Source organism: Paenibacillus ginsengihumi DSM 21568, assembly GCF_000380965.1.
In the GTDB taxonomy this organism is placed as follows: domain Bacteria; phylum Bacillota; class Bacilli; order Paenibacillales; family NBRC-103111; genus Paenibacillus_G; species Paenibacillus_G ginsengihumi.
On sequence record NZ_KB905549.1, the window covers coordinates 156,500 to 175,239 of the forward strand.

At 56.0% G+C, this 18,740-nt stretch carries 14 protein-coding genes; 3 read left to right on the top strand and 11 right to left on the bottom strand.

Annotated features, from left to right (window positions below):
- Positions 1-154 precede the first annotated feature (154 nt).
- The 10 genes from F591_RS0102035 to F591_RS0102080 form a co-directional block, all read right to left on the bottom strand.
- Positions 155-1,624: a sulfatase gene (locus tag F591_RS0102035; RefSeq protein WP_019532915.1), complete on the bottom strand. Its 1,470-nt coding sequence runs from the start codon at positions 1,622-1,624 to the stop codon at positions 155-157.
- 313 nt (positions 1,625-1,937) lie between these two features.
- On the bottom strand, positions 1,938-3,374 hold the full coding sequence (locus F591_RS27200; RefSeq protein WP_019532916.1) for a sulfatase family protein: 1,437 nt from the start codon (positions 3,372-3,374) through the stop codon (positions 1,938-1,940).
- Between the two features lie 113 nt (positions 3,375-3,487).
- The gene (locus F591_RS0102045) at positions 3,488-4,360 is read right to left on the bottom strand and encodes a carbohydrate ABC transporter permease (RefSeq protein ID WP_019532917.1); all 873 of its coding nucleotides are present in this window, start codon (positions 4,358-4,360) and stop codon (positions 3,488-3,490) included.
- A 1-nt stretch (position 4,361) separates the two neighbouring features.
- On the bottom strand, positions 4,362-5,318 hold the full coding sequence (locus tag F591_RS0102050; protein WP_051109076.1) for an ABC transporter permease: 957 nt from the start codon (positions 5,316-5,318) through the stop codon (positions 4,362-4,364).
- Between the two features lie 67 nt (positions 5,319-5,385).
- On the bottom strand, positions 5,386-7,038 hold the full coding sequence (locus F591_RS0102055) for a sulfatase family protein (RefSeq protein ID WP_019532919.1): 1,653 nt from the start codon (positions 7,036-7,038) through the stop codon (positions 5,386-5,388).
- Between the two features lie 106 nt (positions 7,039-7,144).
- On the bottom strand, positions 7,145-8,653 hold the full coding sequence (locus F591_RS0102060; protein ID WP_019532920.1) for an extracellular solute-binding protein: 1,509 nt from the start codon (positions 8,651-8,653) through the stop codon (positions 7,145-7,147).
- 93 nt (positions 8,654-8,746) lie between these two features.
- Positions 8,747-10,549 (bottom strand): cache domain-containing sensor histidine kinase, encoded by a 1,803-nt coding sequence (locus F591_RS0102065; RefSeq protein WP_019532921.1) that lies wholly within the window; start codon positions 10,547-10,549, stop codon positions 8,747-8,749.
- Positions 10,546-11,559 carry a response regulator transcription factor gene (locus F591_RS0102070; protein WP_019532922.1) on the bottom strand — a complete coding sequence of 338 codons (1,014 nt, stop codon included), beginning with the start codon at positions 11,557-11,559 and terminating at the stop codon, positions 10,546-10,548. The genes F591_RS0102065 and F591_RS0102070 overlap by 4 nt, the downstream gene beginning before the upstream one ends.
- 225 nt (positions 11,560-11,784) lie before the next feature.
- A complete protein-coding gene (locus F591_RS0102075; RefSeq protein ID WP_019532923.1) occupies positions 11,785-13,104 on the bottom strand; it encodes a sulfatase family protein in 1,320 nt (439 codons plus the stop codon).
- A 98-nt stretch (positions 13,105-13,202) separates the two neighbouring features.
- The gene (locus tag F591_RS0102080; protein WP_019532924.1) at positions 13,203-13,979 is read right to left on the bottom strand and encodes an IclR family transcriptional regulator; all 777 of its coding nucleotides are present in this window, start codon (positions 13,977-13,979) and stop codon (positions 13,203-13,205) included.
- A 233-nt stretch (positions 13,980-14,212) separates the two neighbouring features.
- On the opposite strand from F591_RS0102080, the gene F591_RS0102085 reads away from it, so the two are divergent.
- The 3 genes from F591_RS0102085 to F591_RS0102095 are packed head-to-tail and all read left to right on the top strand — an operon-like array spanning position 14,213 to position 16,784.
- A complete protein-coding gene (locus F591_RS0102085; protein ID WP_019532925.1) occupies positions 14,213-15,148 on the top strand; it encodes a fumarylacetoacetate hydrolase family protein in 936 nt (311 codons plus the stop codon).
- 20 nt (positions 15,149-15,168) lie between these two features.
- Entirely contained in the window at positions 15,169-15,651 is a 483-nt protein-coding gene (locus F591_RS0102090; protein WP_281166686.1) for a DinB family protein, read from the top strand.
- Between the two features lie 29 nt (positions 15,652-15,680).
- Positions 15,681-16,784 carry a cupin domain-containing protein gene (locus tag F591_RS0102095; protein ID WP_019532927.1) on the top strand — a complete coding sequence of 368 codons (1,104 nt, stop codon included), beginning with the start codon at positions 15,681-15,683 and terminating at the stop codon, positions 16,782-16,784.
- Between the two features lie 146 nt (positions 16,785-16,930).
- Here the strand turns inward: F591_RS0102095 and F591_RS0102100 are convergent, their stop codons facing one another.
- Complete coding sequence (locus tag F591_RS0102100) at positions 16,931-18,739, bottom strand: cache domain-containing sensor histidine kinase (protein ID WP_019532928.1); 1,809 nt, start codon at positions 18,737-18,739, stop codon at positions 16,931-16,933.
- Position 18,740 lies beyond the last annotated feature (1 nt).

Consider the following 18,740-nt stretch of genomic DNA (forward strand, 5'->3'; position numbering starts at 1 on the left):
CCGCCTGCGCCCGGAATCCCGCCTGCGTACGGGGCTCCGCCTGCGCTCGGGACCTTGCCTGCGCCCGGGATCCCACCGGGGCCCAAGGACACAGCCCTATTTCGCGCTGGACGCCTGTGGCCAGGCCCGTATGCCTATTGGAAGCGCGGCTGCCTTATTCCAAGCCCAAACGCACGAACTGTTCGGCGGGGGCCGATTCCGCCCGCATCGCTTCCTTCAATCTTGCGGCATAGAACGCTTCGAGCTCGGCATTCCTTATAGGGGCGAGCTGATCGTAGTCTTCCCTGATGTTGAACAGCAGCGACTCGCGGGCGTGCTTCAGCTGCATGAACGGACGGCCCTCCTGGCTGTACGGAAAACGGAACACCGGATAGTTCGTATAAGACAAAAAACGGCCGGTTTCGATGCGCGCGGGATCTCCGGTCCCGTAATAGCTTCTGAACGTGGTCGGCATCGCCGTATAGGCATAGCACGGCACGTTATCTTCTCTGACCGGCGCCCGCATATACGTATGCTCGCCGTCCGTCAAGTTGACCGTCAGTCCGAACATCCCGTACAACGCATAGTCCCGCAGCTTCTCCTGCGACCCGTCGATCAGGCGCAGCAGCGACTGGCCGCGCACCGTCTCGGGAATGGGGATGTCGAAGAAATCAAGCACGGTCGGCATCAGATCGATGTTTTGCGTCAGCGCTGCAATCCGCCGGCCGGAAGCGCGCATGCCCGGCACATGGATCAGGAGCGGCAGATGGGCAAGCTCGTTGTATACGTGCATGAAGTTTTTCCCGGTCAGCTCATGCTCGCCCAGCAGCAGCCCGTGGTCGGTCGTGAAAATGACCAAAGTATCGTCCCACAGCTCCAGCCTGTCCATCGTGTCCAGCAGCTTGCCGAGCCAATGGTCGATCATCGTGAGATTGGCCGCGTACCGTTTGCGCAAATGTCGGATAGCTTCCGGCGGCTCCATGACTTTGTCGTACCAGGGCCAATTAAAGCGCGGCCCCTCGTAATCGTCGCCATAGAGCTCCAGATAGCGCTGCGGCGCATCGAACGGTTCATGCGGGTCGAACGCTTCCACCATCAGAAAAAATCGGTCGGCATCGCGGTTGTCCTCCAACCATCTGCAGGCGGCCTGCATCGTTTGCGGCCCCGGGTAATCCGTTTCCGCCACGATCGCGCGGCGGTTTTTTTCGTACTGCGGACGGGTCTGACCAAGAAGCTTCGGCGGCATTTGCGGGGGACACACCCTGGATACCCACGGGTCGTTCTCCTGTCCCCGATGGAAATCCCATGTATCGAACGTTTGGCAATAGTTCTCGCCGCCTGTCGCGAAGTAATGATAGTGGTCAGTCACCATATGCGAAAATACGCCGTGCGACTTCAGCGTTTGCGTCAGCGTCCGGTCGAACGGCTCCATGCCTCCCCAGCCTCGCTCCAGAAAATCGAGCCGCCCCGTCAGCAAATCTCTGCGGGCCGGCATGCAGGGAAGCGACCCTGCCCAATGCTGGTCGAACACTACGGATTTCTTCGCCAGTCTTGAGATATTCGGCGTCTTCACCCAGGTTTGCCCGTTATAGGCCTGCAGCATCCTGCGATTCAAGGTATCGAGCAAAATGACGATCGCTTTCATCGGCGTCATCCTTTCAAATTTGAAGCAGTTTGATGCTCATGAGGAGGCTACTTGTCGATCATGAAGCTGCCCAATGATCTAAGGCTACTCGTTGATCATGAAGCTGCCCAATGATCATAAGGCTACTCGTGGATCATAAAGCTGTTCAATGCTCATGCAGCTACTCGTGGATCATAAAGCTGCTCAACGATCATGAGGCTATTCGTTGGATCATAAAGCTGTTCAATGCTCATGCAGCTACTCGTGGATCATAAAGCTGCTCAACGATCATGAGGCTATTCGTTGATCATAAAGCTGTTCAATGCTCATCAAGCTATTCGATGCTCGGAAGCCGCGTCGCTTCCGGCGGCACTGCCCATCGTTCGGGCTCGGGAACGTCGACGACGCTTCCCCATTTGCCTAGCAGCGCATAATGCTCCGCCAGCTCCTCGTGCCTCTCAATGATCGTTTCGATATCCCAGGTTTGCCGCAGATGCTCCTGAAACGAACGCGCGACGCCGGGCTGCTCGGCATGAACGTTGCGCAGCTCCAGCGGGTCCTCCTCCAGGTCGAACAGCTGGTTGAACGCTTCGTGGAAGGCGTAGGCCGCATACTTCCACTTGCCCTTGCGCAGCATGCGGCACGGAATCGTCCGGCCCTCGTATCGGTATACGGTTTCGCTTACGATCATGCGGTCGAGGTCTTCTTCCCCGCCGGCAATCTGCTTCGCGATACTTTGGCCGTCGAGTCTCGGCGGAAGTGCGCTGGCCCCGATCAGCTCGCACAGCGTAGGGCCTACGTCCATAATGCTGACAGGCTGCGATAGCGCGCGGCCCGGCGCTACCCCGTCACCTGCGAAGATCATCGGAATCTTCGCGGAGCCTTCGTAGAAGGTGCGCTTCCCAAGCAGCCCATGCTCCCCGGCCTGTTCGCCGTGATCGGACAAGTAGAGGAACACCCCCTTGCGCCCCTGCCGCTTCAGGTAATCGTTCCAGGCCGCGCGGACTTCGCCGACATGCCCGTCGATCGTCTCGATCATCCCGAAGTAGGCCGCCCGAACCTTGCGCAATATCTCCTCGTTCAGCGACTCCTGGCGCAGCGCGGCGAGCATCCGGTTGGCGCTCTCCTCGCGGAATGACGCCGGGATATCCACCCGCTCCTTGTAATAAGCGTATCGTTCCGGCGGAGCGACGAACGTATGGTGGGGGCCATACGTTCCAACGACGATGCACTGCGGCTTGTCATGGTCCCGGCTCAAGTAATCCAGAGCGGCCCGAACGACGGCTTTGTCGTATTCCAGCACGGGCGAGGTGCCCCCGCCGACCACCTTCAAGCTCTGATTCGCCATCGTTCCCGCATAAGGGCCCAGATCGGTTCTTGCCTTGCCGTACCGGCCCCAGAACAGCGGCGTCATCTCCCCCATAATCCGCTTGGTGAAGCCGTGGCGCTGATCCTCGCCCAGGAAGTGCATGCGCCCGCACAGAACAGTCTCGTATCCTTCGGCCGCAATGCTGTGCAGGAAGGTCGTCTGGGCGCTGCCCAGAGCGCCCTCGTTCGTATAAATTCCCGTTTTTTCGGGCAATTGGCCCGTGAGCATCGATACTCTCGCCGGCACGCATTGAGGCGCCGCCGTATAAGCGCAGCGCATCGCCGTCCCTTCGGCTGCCAGCCGGTCCAGATGCGGGGTGCGCACGATGCCGTGCCCCGCATAGCCTGTATAATTCGCGTGATGCTGGTCTGACAAAAATACCAGAATATCCGGCCTGCTCACCTTGATCGCCCCCCCTTGTTACTCTTGCACCAACTTGCTACCCTTTCACCGACTTGCTACCCTTTCACCGACTTGCTACCCTTTCACCGACTTGTTACTCTTGCACCGACTTGTTACCCTTTCACCGAGCCTAACATCATGCCCTTGTTAAAATGCTTCTGCAGGAACGGATAGACGACGAGCAGCGGCAGCGCCGTAATGATGACCGCCGCCATCTTGACCGCCGGCGTATATTGGAAGGCTCCCGCCTGCTCCTCCATTCCGGATGAGGAGACGACCAGCATCTGGCGCAAATACACTTGAAGCGGCCAGTCGGCAGAATTGTTGATGAACAGAATGGCGTAAAAATAAGTGTTCCAGTTAAATACTGCATAGAACAGCGTAAAGGTCGCGATCGAAGGCATGGACAGCGGGATGATGATTCGCCAAAACAGCCTGAGCTCCGAACAGCCGTCGATGCGCGCCGCTTCCTCCAGCTCGCTGGGGATCGTTTGAAAGAAGCTGCGCATGACGATCAGGTTAAAGGGAGCGATCGCCGAATTCAGATACAACGCCCAGTAGCTGTTGATCAGGCCCAACTCCCGGATCACCAGATAGGTCGGAATAATGCCGCCGGAGAAGATCATCGTGAACAGGACCATGAAGTTGAGCACGCGGCGGCCCTTCAGCCATGTTTTGGACAATCCGTAAGCCATCAAGCTGGTCAATACAATGTTAATTGCGGTTCCGCAAACGGTAATGACAACGGAGTTATTGAAAGAGGTAAGAAAGTTGTCATTGCTCAGCAAATAACCGTAGGCCTCGATCGTCCATTCCTTGGGAAAGAGGAAGAAGCCGCGATTGAGAATTTCGTGCTCTGTCGCAAACGAGCTGGACACGACATAAATGAACGGGCCGAGCAAGCAAACCAGCGCTGCAAGCAAGAACAAGTAAATCGATCCGGTAAACAGGGGATCTTTTCCACGCGAGTCGTAGCTGATTTTCATGTTAGTAAACCCCCTCTTCGCCAAATTTCTTGGACAATCGGTTCGCAAAGACAATCAGGATCAGCCCTACGGCCGACTTGAACAATCCGACAGCCGTGGTGTAGCTGAACTCGCCCTGCAGCACGCCTGTTCGGTATACGTACGTATCGAACACATCCGAAACCGACAGGTTCAAAGGATTTTGCATGAGATAAATATGCTCGAAGCCGATATCCATCACATGGCCCAGTCTTAGAATAAACAGAATCACGATGACCGATCTTAAAGCCGGCAAGGTGACGTGCCACAGCTGCTTCCAGCGGTTCGCCCCGTCGACGACGGCCGCTTCGTACAAGGTCGGGTCAATGGACGCCAGCGCCGCCAGGAAAATGATCGCGTTCCAGCCGGCTTCCTTCCAGATGTTCTGAATCAAATACGTCGCCCGGAAATAGTCCGGGTTCGTCATAATTTCCAAAGGCGGCATGTCGGCATTTATGAGCGCTTTGTTGATCGCGCCATCCTGCGTGGAGAAGAGGATGACCGTGATCCCTACCACGACGACCCACGACAGAAAGTGCGGCATATAAATGACCGTCTGGACCGTCTTGCGGAACCATTGCAGCCTAACTTCGTTCAACACGACAGCGATCAGAACCGGCGCCGGGAAAAACAGGAATAAGTTTAAAGCGCTTAAAATCATCGTATTTTTGAACAGACCCCAAAAGTCGGGCTCTCCGAACAGCCGGGCAAAATGCGCGAACCCGACCCATTCGCTGTTCAGGAATCCGCCGAACGGGCTGTAATCCTGAAACGCAATCAGAACCCCGCCCATCGGGATATAACGGAAAATAAGGAAAAACAAAAATCCCGGCAGGATCATGAGATAGAGCGGAAGCCCTCTTCTCCATTCCTTCCGCGCGCTTCTCTTGAGCCCGCTTGCCTGCTTCCTGCCCAGTTGTACACTTGCTTCAGGCCGCATCGTCGCTCCCCCTGTATCGTTGAGTATGGTGATGGCTTTATCATAATCGCTGCGCTTTTTGGTGTCGTTATCCGATATTCTGATTTGCAATACAAAAGCGGGCGGTCGTCTCCTCGCTGTCCTCGTACCCGATCCGGACCGCTTTGGCGCGGATCGTTACCGAACCGGAACGAAGCATAATCGGACCGGTGTACAGCCTCCAATGCGGTGCGGGGCCTTCCTCCGTCGTGTAGGCGAGCGAGGCGCCCTGCGTCGCGGAATGCAGAAGAATGGCGGTCGGCTCTGCAAAAACGCCCTCGTTCTGCGGCGTAATTCCGTGGCAGACGCTGTTGATGGGCACGAAGATCGGCGCTGCCGTCTTTGGCTGCTTCCCGCCCGGCCACATCTGCAGGGTCATCTGCGCTTCCGGCACGTCGCCCCATACGTCGTATTTGGCCCGCCACTCGTCCAGCGCGCCGCGAAGCCGCTCCAGCGTCTCCCGGTAACGGGGATCGGCGGCCAAATTACGCGTTTCATAAGGATCGCTGTCGCAATCGTACAGCTCTTCCGCCGGACGCCGCGTATGCATGAGCAGCCGCTCCTCCCCTTCAAGCTGCCCTGACAGCTCCAATCGCCACAGCTCCTGAAACATCGGATGGTTGTGGCTGAATTTGATCCACTGCAAGTAAGGCTTTTCCGGATAATAATTCCGAATATATTTAAAGCGCTTGTCCCTTACGGCCCTGACCATATCGTAAGACTCGTCGTACCGGTCGCGAGTAGCGAAGATGCATTCCCTGGGCTTCGCCTTCTCACCGAGGAATGGCTGGCCTTGCAGATGGCACGGCAGGATCGCTCCGGTTAACGACAGCACCGTGGGAGCAAGGTCGATCAGGCTGACCAGCTCATCGCTGACTTGCCCCGGCGGCACAAGTCCCGGCGCACGGACGATCAGCGGGACGCGAATGCCGGCGTCGTAAGGCCAGCGTTTGGCGCGCGGCAACCCTTCGCCGTGGTCGCTCCACAGGAAGACGATCGTATTCTCTGCCTCCCCGTCCTCCTCCAGCTCGCGCAGCAGCTTGCCGACGAAAGCGTCGGCCTCGGCGATCAGATCGTAATATTTGGCGAGCGATTCCCGCGACTTCGGCGTGTCCGGAATGTAGGGAGGAAGCTGCACGCGGTCCGGATCGGTACCCCTTGCGACATCGCCGGCTTGCTCCGGGAAGGTGTGCTTGCGGATCATATCGCCCCACATGGCGCTTTCATGCGTCAGCATATGATTGAATACGGCAAAAAAAGGCTGGCCCGGCCGGCGGTGCCGCCAGTGCGCGTCCCGGCCGTCTTCGTCCCACGCCGTGAGCGGAGAAGCGAATTGATAATCGGTTTTGAAATTGTTCGTGCAATAATAGCCTTCCGCGCGCAAATATTCCGGGAATGCCTTGACATAAGCGGGAGGAACGGCGGCATAAGGCGTCGGCAACTCCGGCGTATAAGGATTGACGTGCTCTGTCCGCATATGGTGCGCTCCGATGGCCGTCGGATACATGCCTGTAATGATCGCCGATCGGCTTGGGGAGCACACGCCGGCCACCGCGAACGCATTGCGGTAGAGCCGGCCCTCCGCGGCCAGGCGATCGATATTCGGCGTTCGCGCGAGCGGGTCTCCGTAGCAGCCGAATCGCGGGCTCGTATCCTCCAGCGAAATCCACAAGATGTTAGGCTTCTGCAATGACGATTGCATTCGCAGCTCATTCCTTTCCAATATCAAATAAAAATCCCCCTTCAAGCATCACTCGCAGCTCCGGCGCCAGGCCCGTGACATCTTGAAGGAGGATTCAACTAAAAAGCTACTGTGTCCTGGAGGCGTTGATTTCTTCGATAATTTGCTCTCCGCCTCCTGCGAGCCAATCTGCCGAAGCCTTCTCGATGGTCTCGACCGGCTGCTGTCCCATAATGATTTTGGTTACTGCCTCCATGAACTTGCCGTTCAAGGTGGCCCCTCTTTTGTTCAGCGTATCGGATTCCAGCCCTGCGGCAGGATTGCTCCACTTATGCTTCTCGTTGGCGGCAAACATACTGCGGATTCTTTCGTGCTTCTCCGGCTCCTCCCACTTGTACATTTGAATGCCGGGATCGAACGGACGATACGCCCAGTTATTGATCAGATTTTGCCTGTCTTTGTCTGCCGCTTCGAGCTTCTCGTATTTGTCTTCGGAAATTTTCTTGTAATGCACACCTTCGATTCCATGCTTGATGAAATCCGAGCCTTCCGGAGACAGGAAATAATCGAGCATCTTCAAGATGCGCTGCTGCTTGTTCTCGTCGATATGCTTGTTGATGGCGACCTTATCGAGCGAGGCGAGCGTCCATGTCCCCGTGAGGCCGGTCGGTCCTTTCGGCGGCTCGATCGGCGTCACCACGGCATTCGGCGCCAGCTGGGTCACCTTGTTGATCGATTCGTCCCATTGGTTCGGGTTCAGATAAGAAATCCCGATTTTATTGCCTTCAAACTTCTCGATGACGGCCCTCACCTTGTTAACGGCAAAATCTTTATCCAGAGCGCCTTCGGTATACGCCTTGTTCATGTAGGTCAGGAAGTTCTTCCACTCTTCCACCTGGGTCTGGTAAGGCATCAATTTGCCGTCTTTCTCGATCCATTCGTTCCCCAGACCGAAGCCGGCCATGATGTGCTCGGCTTCCATAATCTTGTGGGTTGCCGGATCGATGTAGAAGGATATTCCGGTCGTATCGTGCTGGCCGTTGCCGTCCGGGTCCTGGGTCGCGAACGCTTTGGCCACCTCGAGCAGCTCATCCAGCGTCGTCGGTACCTGCAGATTAAGCTTCTTCAGCCAATCCTCGCGAATCGACAAGCTGTCTCTCGCTTCCGTAAGATAGAACGGCAAGCCGTAAATGTGTCCCTCGGGATTCAATTTCTCCAGCTGCTCCTTGGGAATCGCCGCCAAATTCGGATACTGCGCCAGCGAAGGCTGCAGATCAAGGAACAGTCCTTGCTTCTTCCACTTGTTGAATTCATTGTAGGACACAAAGAAGATGTCCGGGAAATCGTTCGAAGCCGCCATGACGTTCAGCTTCTCCTGATAATTCGCCGCAGGAACCCATTGAATTTTCAAATCGATATTAAATTTCTCGTTCAAGGCTTGAATCATCGGATGCTTCTCCGGCCATCCGCCGCCCTGGAAGGCGCGAACCATCCACGTAATCTCCAGCTTTTCGCTCATGTCGCCAGCCGCCGCCGGGTTTTCCGCCGTCTTGCCGCTGCTTGCTTGGTTCGAGCAGCCGAAGGCGATGCTCAGCGGCAGAAGCAGCGAAATGCCTGCAAATAGTATTTTTTTCATCGATGAACCCCTTTCTCGTTTGACGTTACAACGCTTATTATACTGAGACTGACTGAGAGCGCTTTACACAATTCTCTGATTTTTTATCTTTCCCTATGATTCCTCATGCGTTCTTATCGGGATTCGTATAGAGACAATCGTTCCCCGGTCATGAAAGGAGGAAATGCGCACCCCGTAGCCTTCGCCGTATTTTAACAGCAGCCGGGCATGCACGTTGGCGATGCCGAGCGAATCCGATTGCACATATTCATGGAGGTTGCCGTCGGCAACGATGCGTTCCAGCCGGGCGAAAATTTCCGACTGCTTCGCCTCCGCCATGCCGTCGCCGTTATCGACAATTTCGATCACCAGATCGCTGCCGTCGTCGAAAGCGCTGACGATGATCGCCGCCTGACCGCCACTTGGCTCCACGGCGTACTTCACCGCATTTTCGACAATGGGCTGCAGCGTCAGCTTGATCAGCAGGCAGCGATGGAACTTGGGATCGACGGCGATGCGGCTTTGGAATTTCGGAAAGCGAATATGCGTAATTTCAAGATATTTCTCGAGCACGGCCAGCTCCTCTTTCAGCGTAACCTCTTTATCCGAAATTTTGGCCGTATAGCGGTATACATCCGCCAAATTGGCGGCCATGCTGACGACAAGCTCGTCGTTGTTGATGAGCGCGATGCTTTTGATGACGTCCAATGTATTGTAGAGCAGGTGGGGATTGATTTGATTTTGCAGCGCCTGAATATACGCCTCCCGTTGGCGCAGGCGTCCCTGCAGCTCCTCCAGCTTCAGGTTAGCAATGGTGTTTATCTGCTCGTCCAATTGCTCGACCATCTTGTTAAAGCTGTAGTTCAGCTTCATGAATTCGTTGCGCCCTGGATGATATTCCGCGCGGGTCTGGTAATTCCCTTGAAAGACCAGGTCCATCTTCCGCTTGAGATGCAGCACCGGACGGGTAAACAGGCTGGATGTCAGCGGAACGAGAAAAATCACCATCGCGGCGATGAGCAGGAACGACAGGATGGTCGCGTTTCGCGCGGCGTAAAATCCGCTGGCCATCTCGTCGAACGGGACGATGGCCACGATCTTCCAGCCCGACAGCTTCAGGCTGCTGACGGACATTAGTACGTCCGTGCCGTTGTACGGCTGCTGGCTGACGCCGCCGACCGCCGGCATGCGCAGCGCCCGCAGCGGGGTATCCGCCAGCTTGCGGCCGCGCCACTCCTTCTCGGGATGATAGACGATCGTATCGTCCTCCGAGACCATCATGAAATGGCCCGTCTGCCCCAGCTTCGAGCGCTCGAAGATCGCTTCGATTTCGGTCAGGTTAAAGTCAATGACGATGGAACCGAGCGGCTTCAAGGTCCCTGTGCTGTATACCGGATTGATAATCGTGATCACCGACATGCCGAGAATTTGCGGGTAGGTGATATCGTGCGTCGGGATGAGAACGCGCTCTTCGGCAAAAGGCACCTCGTACCAAGGCTCCTTCCGGGCGTCGATCGAACTGAAATAAGAGCTGCGCATCGCCAGCACTCTCCCGTCCAGCGACTTCATAAACATACCTTGGATTTCGCTGTAATTTAAGGCGACATACCGGCTGAGCTGGGATTGAATTTCGTCGATCTCGAAGCTGGAGAGCGGCTCGCCTTCATACCATCGCTGAAACAGCTGCGTATTCGTAAACGTCTTCGTCGATTTGGACAGCTGATCCAAATAAAACTCCATATGATGATTCAAGCGCTCGGTCGCCTCTTCCGTGACCGTATGGAAATCCTGCCTGACGGCATTGCTGTAATTGTAGTGCGAGAAGATGCCCATCAGAATGACGGAAACGAGGCATATCGCCATAAACAAGGCGACCATGCTCACTTTGATCGAGAACCGCATCCAAAATCGTCTCATACGCCCATCCCTTTGCGATATTCATTCGGCGACCAGCCGGTTACATTTTTGAATACGCGGTTAAAATAAGGAACAGAGGAAAATCCGACGATCTCTGCCACCTGATAAATTTTCAGATCCGGTTCGAGCAGCAGCTCCTTCGCTTTTTGAATCCGGATCTGGTTCAAATAGTTGATGAAGGAATCGTTCGTATGCTGCTTGAACAGCGCGCTGAAATGCGAGACGCTCAGGCCCACGTATTCGGCGATGTGCGACAGGCTGATCTCCTGCATGTAGTTCTTCTCCGCATAATCGCACGCTTTCTTGACGACAAGACGAACAGGCCTCTTATCCTGGGTTTGACTGAGCTGGCACCACTGCTCTGTTAGCTGCTGAATATGCCGTTTCAACGATTCTTCGCTTTCGTCCGCCACCAAAGCTTTTTTATAATCCGGGTAGTGGAACTCCAGCAAATCGCTTATTTTGCCGGCCAGAATGCGAAGCAGACCGATTTTGGAGCCCGGATGGCTCTTCCGGTTCGCCACAATCGATTTCAGCAGACTCGACAGCTCCGCGTGCAGCCGGTCCACGTCCATCTCCTGAATATGATTCATAAAGGCTTGAATCGCCATCAACTGCTCGTGAACGGGAGATAGCATCTCGAGCCGATAGATCGACCGTTCTAACGCTTCCTTCAGCATTTCCTGGCGAACGGGCTTCAGCACATACTCGGAAACCCCGTAGCGAATGCCCTGCTGCGCATAGGCGAAATTGTCGTAACCGCTAACAATAATGCTGACGATCGGAAATTTGATGTCATCGATCTGCTTCAGCAAGGACAGTCCGTCCAGCTTGGGCATCATGATATCCGTAATCAAGACCGTCGGGCACAGCTCCTGAATCAGATTCCAGGCTTCCATGCCGTTATTGGCTTCTCCCACTACTTTAAATCCGCCGCCAATTCGCTCTATCATTTCAACGATACCCCCGCGGACCCAATGTTCATCTTCCGCCACAAGGACATGGTACATTGTAAGCGCCTCCCATTTTGTCGTATAAAGTAGGTTTTGCTCGAATTTTGTCACATATAATTATTCTGGCTCGATTCGAATTCTCCTTTAATGCGCATACCGGAACTTCCTGCCTGGAGAGCGGAAAGGGTATGGACGGCCTGGTAATGCTTCCACCCCATACCCTTTCCCTGCAAGACATGTTCCAGCCATACAAAAAGGAGGCGACCGGTCGCCCCCCGCGTTTCACAAGCTTTTCCAATTGCTCTTCGGGTCCTGAATGGCCGGCCGCGTCAGTCCGCCGGTCTCGTCCCACCACGCTTTGACCGTTCGGTGCAAGCGCAGCCGCGTCTCGTTCAGCTCGGGACGGCCGGCTACGTTCTCGATCTCGTCAGGGTCCTCTTGAAGGTTATACATCTCCTCCAGATCGTCGTCCAAATAATACACATATTTCCATTCCTTCGTCTGGATGCCGATCATCGGATGATGTCCCCAGTAAGCCTTGTAATGCTCGAAGAACACATGCTCGTCCTGCGGCGGCTCCGATCTTTCCAGCACGGGCAGCAAAGAGCCTCCTTCGCATTCCTCGGGCACCGCGATCCCGGCGGCATCCAGCAGCGTCCCCGGAATCGCGGCCGTAGAGACGAGGTCGGGAATGACCTTCCGCTTCGGCTCGGCGCCCGGGACATACAGGATCAGCGGAACATTATAGAGCTCCTTATACGGGAGAACCCCTTTCAGCCGCAGCCGGTGAGCTCCCTGCATGTCCCCGTGATCGCTGGTAAACAGAATCGCCGTATTGTCAAGCAGCTTCCTCGCTTCCAGCTTATCCATGATGCGGCCCAAATACGCATCCACAAGCGCCAGCATCGCTCTGTACCGCTGCGCGTCGCGCCGCACCAGCTCTTCGCTGAGCAGCGATTCGCCTTTGGCCGAGCGCTCCCGCTGAAACGGCGGCTTGCCGGACAAGTCGTCCTTGTAGAAGCTGTCTGGCACAGGCATCTCCTCAAGCGGGAATTGCCCTGCATAGCGCTCAATAAGCTCAAAAGGGTGATCGACGGGCGAGTTCGGATGCGGCATATACCAGTTCAGCTTCATAAAGAACGGCTTGGCGCCGTCGTAATCGTCCAAATAATTTAACGCTTGCGCCGTCGTTCTGGCATCCTTGTAGCTGTGGAAGCGGGGATCGGGATTAGCCCCTGCCAGCTCCATCCCGTCCGTGCGGTAATCGGTGACCTGGAACTCGTGATCGGCCGGCGACAAGCCAAGATGCCACTTGCCGAAATACACCGTCTCATATCCCGCTTGATTAAACGGCTTGGCAATGCTCCATTCCTGCGGGTCCAGCACATGCCCGATCTGATATACTCCCACTTGGTGCGGAAACTTCCCGGTCATCCAGGTGGCGCGGGACGGCGAACATTGCGCCGATGTGCTGATCGCTCCCGTAAATCGCACGGATCGCTCCGCCAGCCTGTCGAGATTCGGCGTCACGTAGCTCGGGTCTGCGCAGCCCATGGCGCTTGCCTGCTGCTGGTCCGTCGAAATCATGATCACGTTCTTCATACTTAAGCACCTCGGCTTCACGCTGTTTTCTTTCACTTTAAACCAAGGCGCCGGGCATGTCCTTCTACAAATCGCTGTTTTCTTATCCAAACCTGCCGTTACTTCCCCGACGGGCGAAAATGGTATCCGAACGCCTCCGAGACCTCGTTCCTCATCTTGAGCAAGTATTGGCTCATCATCTCGTCCATCCGGCTGGCGATCGTGCCGCTGAAGCCGACGACGACGATGACGCCGAGCAGCCTGGCTTCAAAGTTGAAAATCGGCACGGCGATGGAGGAGATGCTGGACACCAGCGGCTCGCTGGCAAACGCGATAGCATGCTCGCGAACCGCTTCCAGGTCTTCGGCAAGCGTCTGCCGCTGCGCTTCGTCCAGCCGCTCCCATTCCTTGCGCAGCCAATCGTCTGCGAACGGTTCGCCGGCGAATGCTGCGAACACCTTGCCTGCTGCGGACGTGACGGGCAGGACGGTGCCGATCTGCGCGCCGATGTTCAGCCCTTCCAGGCTGTTGATCAAGCGGATGACCATCGGACCGTTATGAGACCACATGGTCAGCAGCACCGTATTTTTGCAGGCGCTATTGATTTCGTGAAGAAAGGGCATGACCCTCTCGATCACGTTTTCCTGGTTGACCGCCTTCATCCCGTATTCGACGAGCTTGCTTCCGAGCGAATACAGCCCGCTGCTTTTATCCCGATAAAGCAATCCGGCCAGCGTGAGCGTATTCAAATATTTGTGCAGATTGCTCTTGCTCATCCCGGCCATTTCGTAAATTTCGTTATACTTCAGCGCTCTGCCGCTGGAGGCGACGATATCGAGAACCGCGCAGCCGACCTGCAGCGACTGAATCACGTTGCTTGCTTTCGTATCCGTCATGTATGACAACCTTTCCGATAAGGATGCTTTTTTCCCATCATAACTTCTACAAAGTGCCGCCGCAAGACAGCGCCTGTCCCCCTTTCCCGCTCCAGGACCGAACGAAGACAGCGCAAAAAATGCGTGTTGACAATCAAAGCGATTTGATTTTGAATAGTTTTAGAGAACTTATTTCTCTATTTGTGTAGTTTATTCCTGTAAAGCTGCAATATTTCGTTAAGGAGGCTGTTACTTTGAAGCTGGTCAGTTACACGGTTAACGGAATCACAAGAATCGGCTGTATCGCCGGCGAGCAGGTGATCGATCTGAATTACGCCTACCGCTCGCAGCTGGAAGCCGCCGGCTCCCTTCGCGCCGCCCACATCGCCGAGGCGTATGTGCCGGCTGATATGGTCGAGTTTCTGCAAGGCGGGGAAGAAAGCATGAGCCTGGCGCGGGAAGCCGCAGACTACGCCGTTCAGCATGCCGACACCTTGAAATATCCGGCCATATTCAACGCCCAGGACGTCAAAATCGAAGCTCCGGTCTTAACCCCCGGGAAAATGATCTGCGTCGGCCATAACTATCGCGAGCATATTTTGGAGATGAAGCGCGAGCTGCCGGAATTCCCGGTCGTTTTTGCCAAATATGCCAGCACGATTATCGGGCCGCAGGACGACATCCCGTTCTATCCCATTTCGGAGCAGCTTGATTATGAGGCCGAATTCGCCTTCGTGATCGGGAAGCGGGCCAGGAACGTATCCCAGGCCGACGCGCTGAATTATGTAGCCGGTTACACGATCGCCAACGACGTTACCTATCGCGACATTCAGCGAAGAACGATTCAATGGATGCAGGGAAAAGCGGTGGACGGCAGCGCCCCGATGGGACCGTGGCTCGTCACGAGCGACGAGCTGACAGACCCTTCCGGACTGGAGGTCGTGCTGACCGTGAACGGAGAAGAGCGCCAGCGCTCCAACACGGCCAATCTTGTATTTACCGTGCCGCGGCTCGTCGAATTTTTGTCCGGCCTGATGACACTGGAGCCCGGCGACGTCATATTGACGGGCACTCCGGGCGGCGTCGGCGTGGCCCGCGAGCCTCAAGTGTTCCTGAAGGACGGCGACGTCGTGCGCATCGAGATCGATCGAATCGGAGCATTGGAAAATAAAGTGCGAAAAGCAGACTGAGGAGGCCGGAAGCCGTGAACATGCAAGAAGCGATCGCAAGCATCCAGCAAAGCCTGGATACGACGGTTGAGATGTGCAAGGATTTGCCGCAGGAGCTGCTTCGCTGGAAGCCTGCGGAAGATAAGTGGTCGGTCATCGAAGTGCTGTGCCATGTCGAGGAGGCGATTCCGTATTGGCTGGATGAAGTCGGCAAGCTCGTCGAATCCCCCGGGGCCGAGTGGGGACGCGGCTTGCAGGACGTGCGGCGCCTCGCTGCCGTAGCCGCAGCGGAGAGCCGCCCGTTAGGGGAAGTGCTTGCGGCGATCCGGCAAGCCAAGGAGCAGGTTCAATCCGTCCTTGGCCCGTTGACCGCGGAGCAGCTCGGGCAGGCAGCGCCGAGCCGCAATCCCCGGTTCGGCACGAAGCCGCTGTCCTTCGTCATCGAGCATTTGCTCGTCGAGCATGCCGCCAAGCATGCGGAGCAAATCGCCCGCAATATCGAGCAGTACAAGCAAGCCGGCTAGCATACTACACGAAACGAGGTTGAAGACTTATGGCGGAAAAGAACGATTTTTTTCAAAGCCAAACGGTGCTGGACTTTAACAAGTCTCTCGAGCCTTTTCATCTGGGCCCGTTATGGCATGCCATTCCGGAGCTGATGCATAAACAGCCTACGCCGCAAGCCGTTCCGTATCTATGGAAATGGGAAACGCTTTATGCGAAGTTAATGGAAGCCAAGGACATCTTCACCCCTGAACGCGGCGGCGAAAGGCGGGCCATTTATTTGCAAAATCCCGGCTTGACCGGCCGCCAGCCCTGGGGCTGGGCCTCCACCACGCAGACCTTATATGCCGCCGTGCAGTTGATCCTGCCGGGCGAGACGGCCCCGTCGCATCGCCATACGCAAAGCGCGCTGCGCTTTATTATGAAAGGTGAAGGCGCTTACTCTATCGTGCAGGGCGAACGGATCTTCATGGAGGAAGGGGATTTCCTCACTACGCCGAAAGGGCTATGGCACGGTCACGGCCACCCAGGCGACAAGCCGATGATCTGGATGGATTGTCTCGACATTCCGACCATTTACGCCATCGGGGGGACGTTCTTCGAGCATTATCCCGAGACGATCGAGCAGCCGCAGGCGCCCGACAATTATTCGTCCCACCGCTATGCCGGCGGCATGGTCCGTCCCATATCCGACCGCCGTCCCCAGGCCGCTCCGCTCGGATCGTACAAATGGGCGCAGACGCTTGCCGCCCTTGACGGCCTGAGCCAGTACGAGCCCGATCCGTACGACGGTTATGCGGTCGAATATATCAATCCGTCGAACGGCAGGACTGCGAGTCCGAACATCGCCTCCTGGATGCAGAAGCTGCCCCAGGGCTTCCATTCCAAGGCGCACCGGCATACCCATTCGGTGATCTATCAGGTGTTCAAAGGCTGCGGCTATTCCATCATCGACGGCGTGCGCTTCGATTGGTCCGAAGGCGACTTCCTCGTCATCCCGAACTGGGCGCTGCATGAGCATGTCGCCTTGGCCGATTCCTATCTGTTCTCGGCAAGCGACCTGCCGATTATGGAGAAATTCGAGGTGGACCGGGAGGAAGGTTACGAAGGGCAGCAGGCCGTCACCGGCGTGTTCGAGCCTTTGCTGCCTTGATTCGGCTGGCTTGAGGGAGGAAAGGATATGGGGCTCCAGCCGCTGTTGAAGTCATATTCCTTCATTAGGCTGTGCGGCAGGAACGCGACTTCAAGGCGGCCCGTAAACTTCCCCCCTATCCTTACTCCTTGCAGCGTCCCCATGATTCATGAATTAATCAGCGGCAGACGGATCGATACGACTGTCCCCCGTTCTACGAACGAGTTCACCGTAAGTCCGAACGCTCCCCCGTATTGGAGAACAATCCGCGCATGCACATTGGCCATCCCGAGCGATTGACGTTCCCCGTATCCGTGCCGGTCATAGTTCGTAATTTGCGCAAGGGTGTCATTGAGCTGCTCCAAGCGGTCGGGACGGATGCCCGGCCCATTATCGGCCACCTCGATGACAAGCTGGGAATCGTCGTCGAAAGCATTCACAATGATGCTTCCTCGGCCCGCTCGCGGCTCGATGGCATACTTCACCGCATTTTCCACAATGGGCTGAATGATGAGCTTGGGGATCAGGCAGCGCATATATTTGTCGTTCACGCTGAACTGACTGCGAAAAACGCCGGGAAAGCGGACGTGCACAATCGACAAATAGTGCTTGAGCTGGGTTAATTCCTCCTCCAGCCTGACGGTCGCGTTCGTATCCTGCGCGGTATAGCGGTAAAAATCGGCCAGGCCGCGAACCATGGTCACCATTTCCGGCATGTCCTCCAAATAAGCCATGCTCTTGATAATGTCGAGCGAATTGTACAAAAAATGCGGATTGATCTGGGTTTGCAGAGCTTTGATCAAAGCTTCCTTCTCCCTGAGCTGCAAACGGACCTCCTTCAGCTGCAGGCTGCTTACCGTTTCCAGCAATTCGCCGATTCTTTCGATCATCGTATTAAAGCTCCGGTTCAGGTACTGGAATTCGTCATGCCCGGAGACGTACGAGGCGCGCACGGACAAGTCGCCCCGCTCCACGCTGCCCATGACGTGTCTGAGATGCAGGATCGGCCGCACGAACGCATTGGATAGAAACGGAACGGCAAACACGATGCACAAGGCAATGATCAGAAAGGCAATCAGCATTGCATTGGGCGTATTTTTCGTGGCCGACGCCATCTCGTCGAACGGCACGATGGACACGTAAGTCCACCCGGTCGTTTCCGATTTCGCGGCCGCTACGAGCGTGCTTCGCCCTTCCCACTGCTGCACGGATGCGCTTTCGCTGTCCGCAAGATCCAGCCTGCCGAGCATCGTTTGGCTGCGCGCCTGCCCGAGCCAGCTGTACTCCGGATAATACACAATGGAATCGTCCTCGGAAACGATAAAGAAGCGGCCGTCCGGAGCCAGGTTCGCCTTCTCGAACGTGCGCCGGATTTCGTCCAAATGAAAATCGATCACCAGCTTCCCCAGAAAATCCATCGTGGCAACGCTGTATATCGGCATTTCCAGGGAAAGCACGCGCACATCGCCCGAGGTATACTTCACCGCATGCGTCGCAATGACCGATACTTGTTCCGGAAAGCCGTTCCGGGACCAAGGCTCTTCCTTAAAGACATCTTCCGAGAGGACCGACAGATTGGACATCGCCAGCGTTCGGCCGTCCGGCGTCAGCAGGAACATCCCGACGATTTCCGGATAGTTCAGCGCCACGTACCGCTTCAGCACATTTTGAACGTCGACCCTTTGCTCCGGGGTAAACTGCTGGCCATGCAGCAGCCATTGCTGGACGAGATCGTCCTTCGCGACAGATGAGGTCGACTTGGCAAGCTGGTACAAATAAAAATCAATGTGATGATTCAGCCGCAGCGTTGCTTCCCGGGAGATGCGGTAGAAATCCCGCTTGATGCCGGCGGAATAGTAGCCGTAAGATAAGCTGCCCATAATGATGATCGTCAGCAGCCCGACCAATAAAAAGGCGATCGTCAGCTTCGTTCGAATCGAAAACCGAAAATGAATTTTCGCTATCGCTTTTCTCATA

Excerpts from the sequence above, each read along its gene's own strand:
- F591_RS0102045 (WP_019532917.1), bottom strand. The coding sequence starts at position 4,360 with ATGAAAATCAGCTACGACTCGCGTGGAAAAGATCCCCTGTTTACCGGA.
- F591_RS0102095 (WP_019532927.1), top strand. The coding sequence starts at position 15,681 with ATGGCGGAAAAGAACGATTTTTTTCAAAGCCAAACGGTGCTGGACTTT.
- F591_RS0102090 (WP_281166686.1), top strand. The coding sequence starts at position 15,169 with ATGCAAGAAGCGATCGCAAGCATCCAGCAAAGCCTGGATACGACGGTT.
- F591_RS0102065 (WP_019532921.1), bottom strand. The coding sequence starts at position 10,549 with ATGAGACGATTTTGGATGCGGTTCTCGATCAAAGTGAGCATGGTCGCC.
- F591_RS0102055 (WP_019532919.1), bottom strand. The coding sequence starts at position 7,038 with ATGCAATCGTCATTGCAGAAGCCTAACATCTTGTGGATTTCGCTGGAG.
- F591_RS0102080 (WP_019532924.1), bottom strand. The coding sequence starts at position 13,979 with ATGACGGATACGAAAGCAAGCAACGTGATTCAGTCGCTGCAGGTCGGC.
- F591_RS0102035 (WP_019532915.1), bottom strand. The coding sequence starts at position 1,624 with ATGAAAGCGATCGTCATTTTGCTCGATACCTTGAATCGCAGGATGCTG.
- F591_RS0102070 (WP_019532922.1), bottom strand. The coding sequence starts at position 11,559 with ATGTACCATGTCCTTGTGGCGGAAGATGAACATTGGGTCCGCGGGGGT.
- F591_RS0102060 (WP_019532920.1), bottom strand. The coding sequence starts at position 8,653 with ATGAAAAAAATACTATTTGCAGGCATTTCGCTGCTTCTGCCGCTGAGC.
- F591_RS0102050 (WP_051109076.1), bottom strand. The coding sequence starts at position 5,318 with ATGCGGCCTGAAGCAAGTGTACAACTGGGCAGGAAGCAGGCAAGCGGG.
- F591_RS0102075 (WP_019532923.1), bottom strand. The coding sequence starts at position 13,104 with ATGAAGAACGTGATCATGATTTCGACGGACCAGCAGCAGGCAAGCGCC.
- F591_RS0102100 (WP_019532928.1), bottom strand. The coding sequence starts at position 18,739 with ATGAGAAAAGCGATAGCGAAAATTCATTTTCGGTTTTCGATTCGAACG.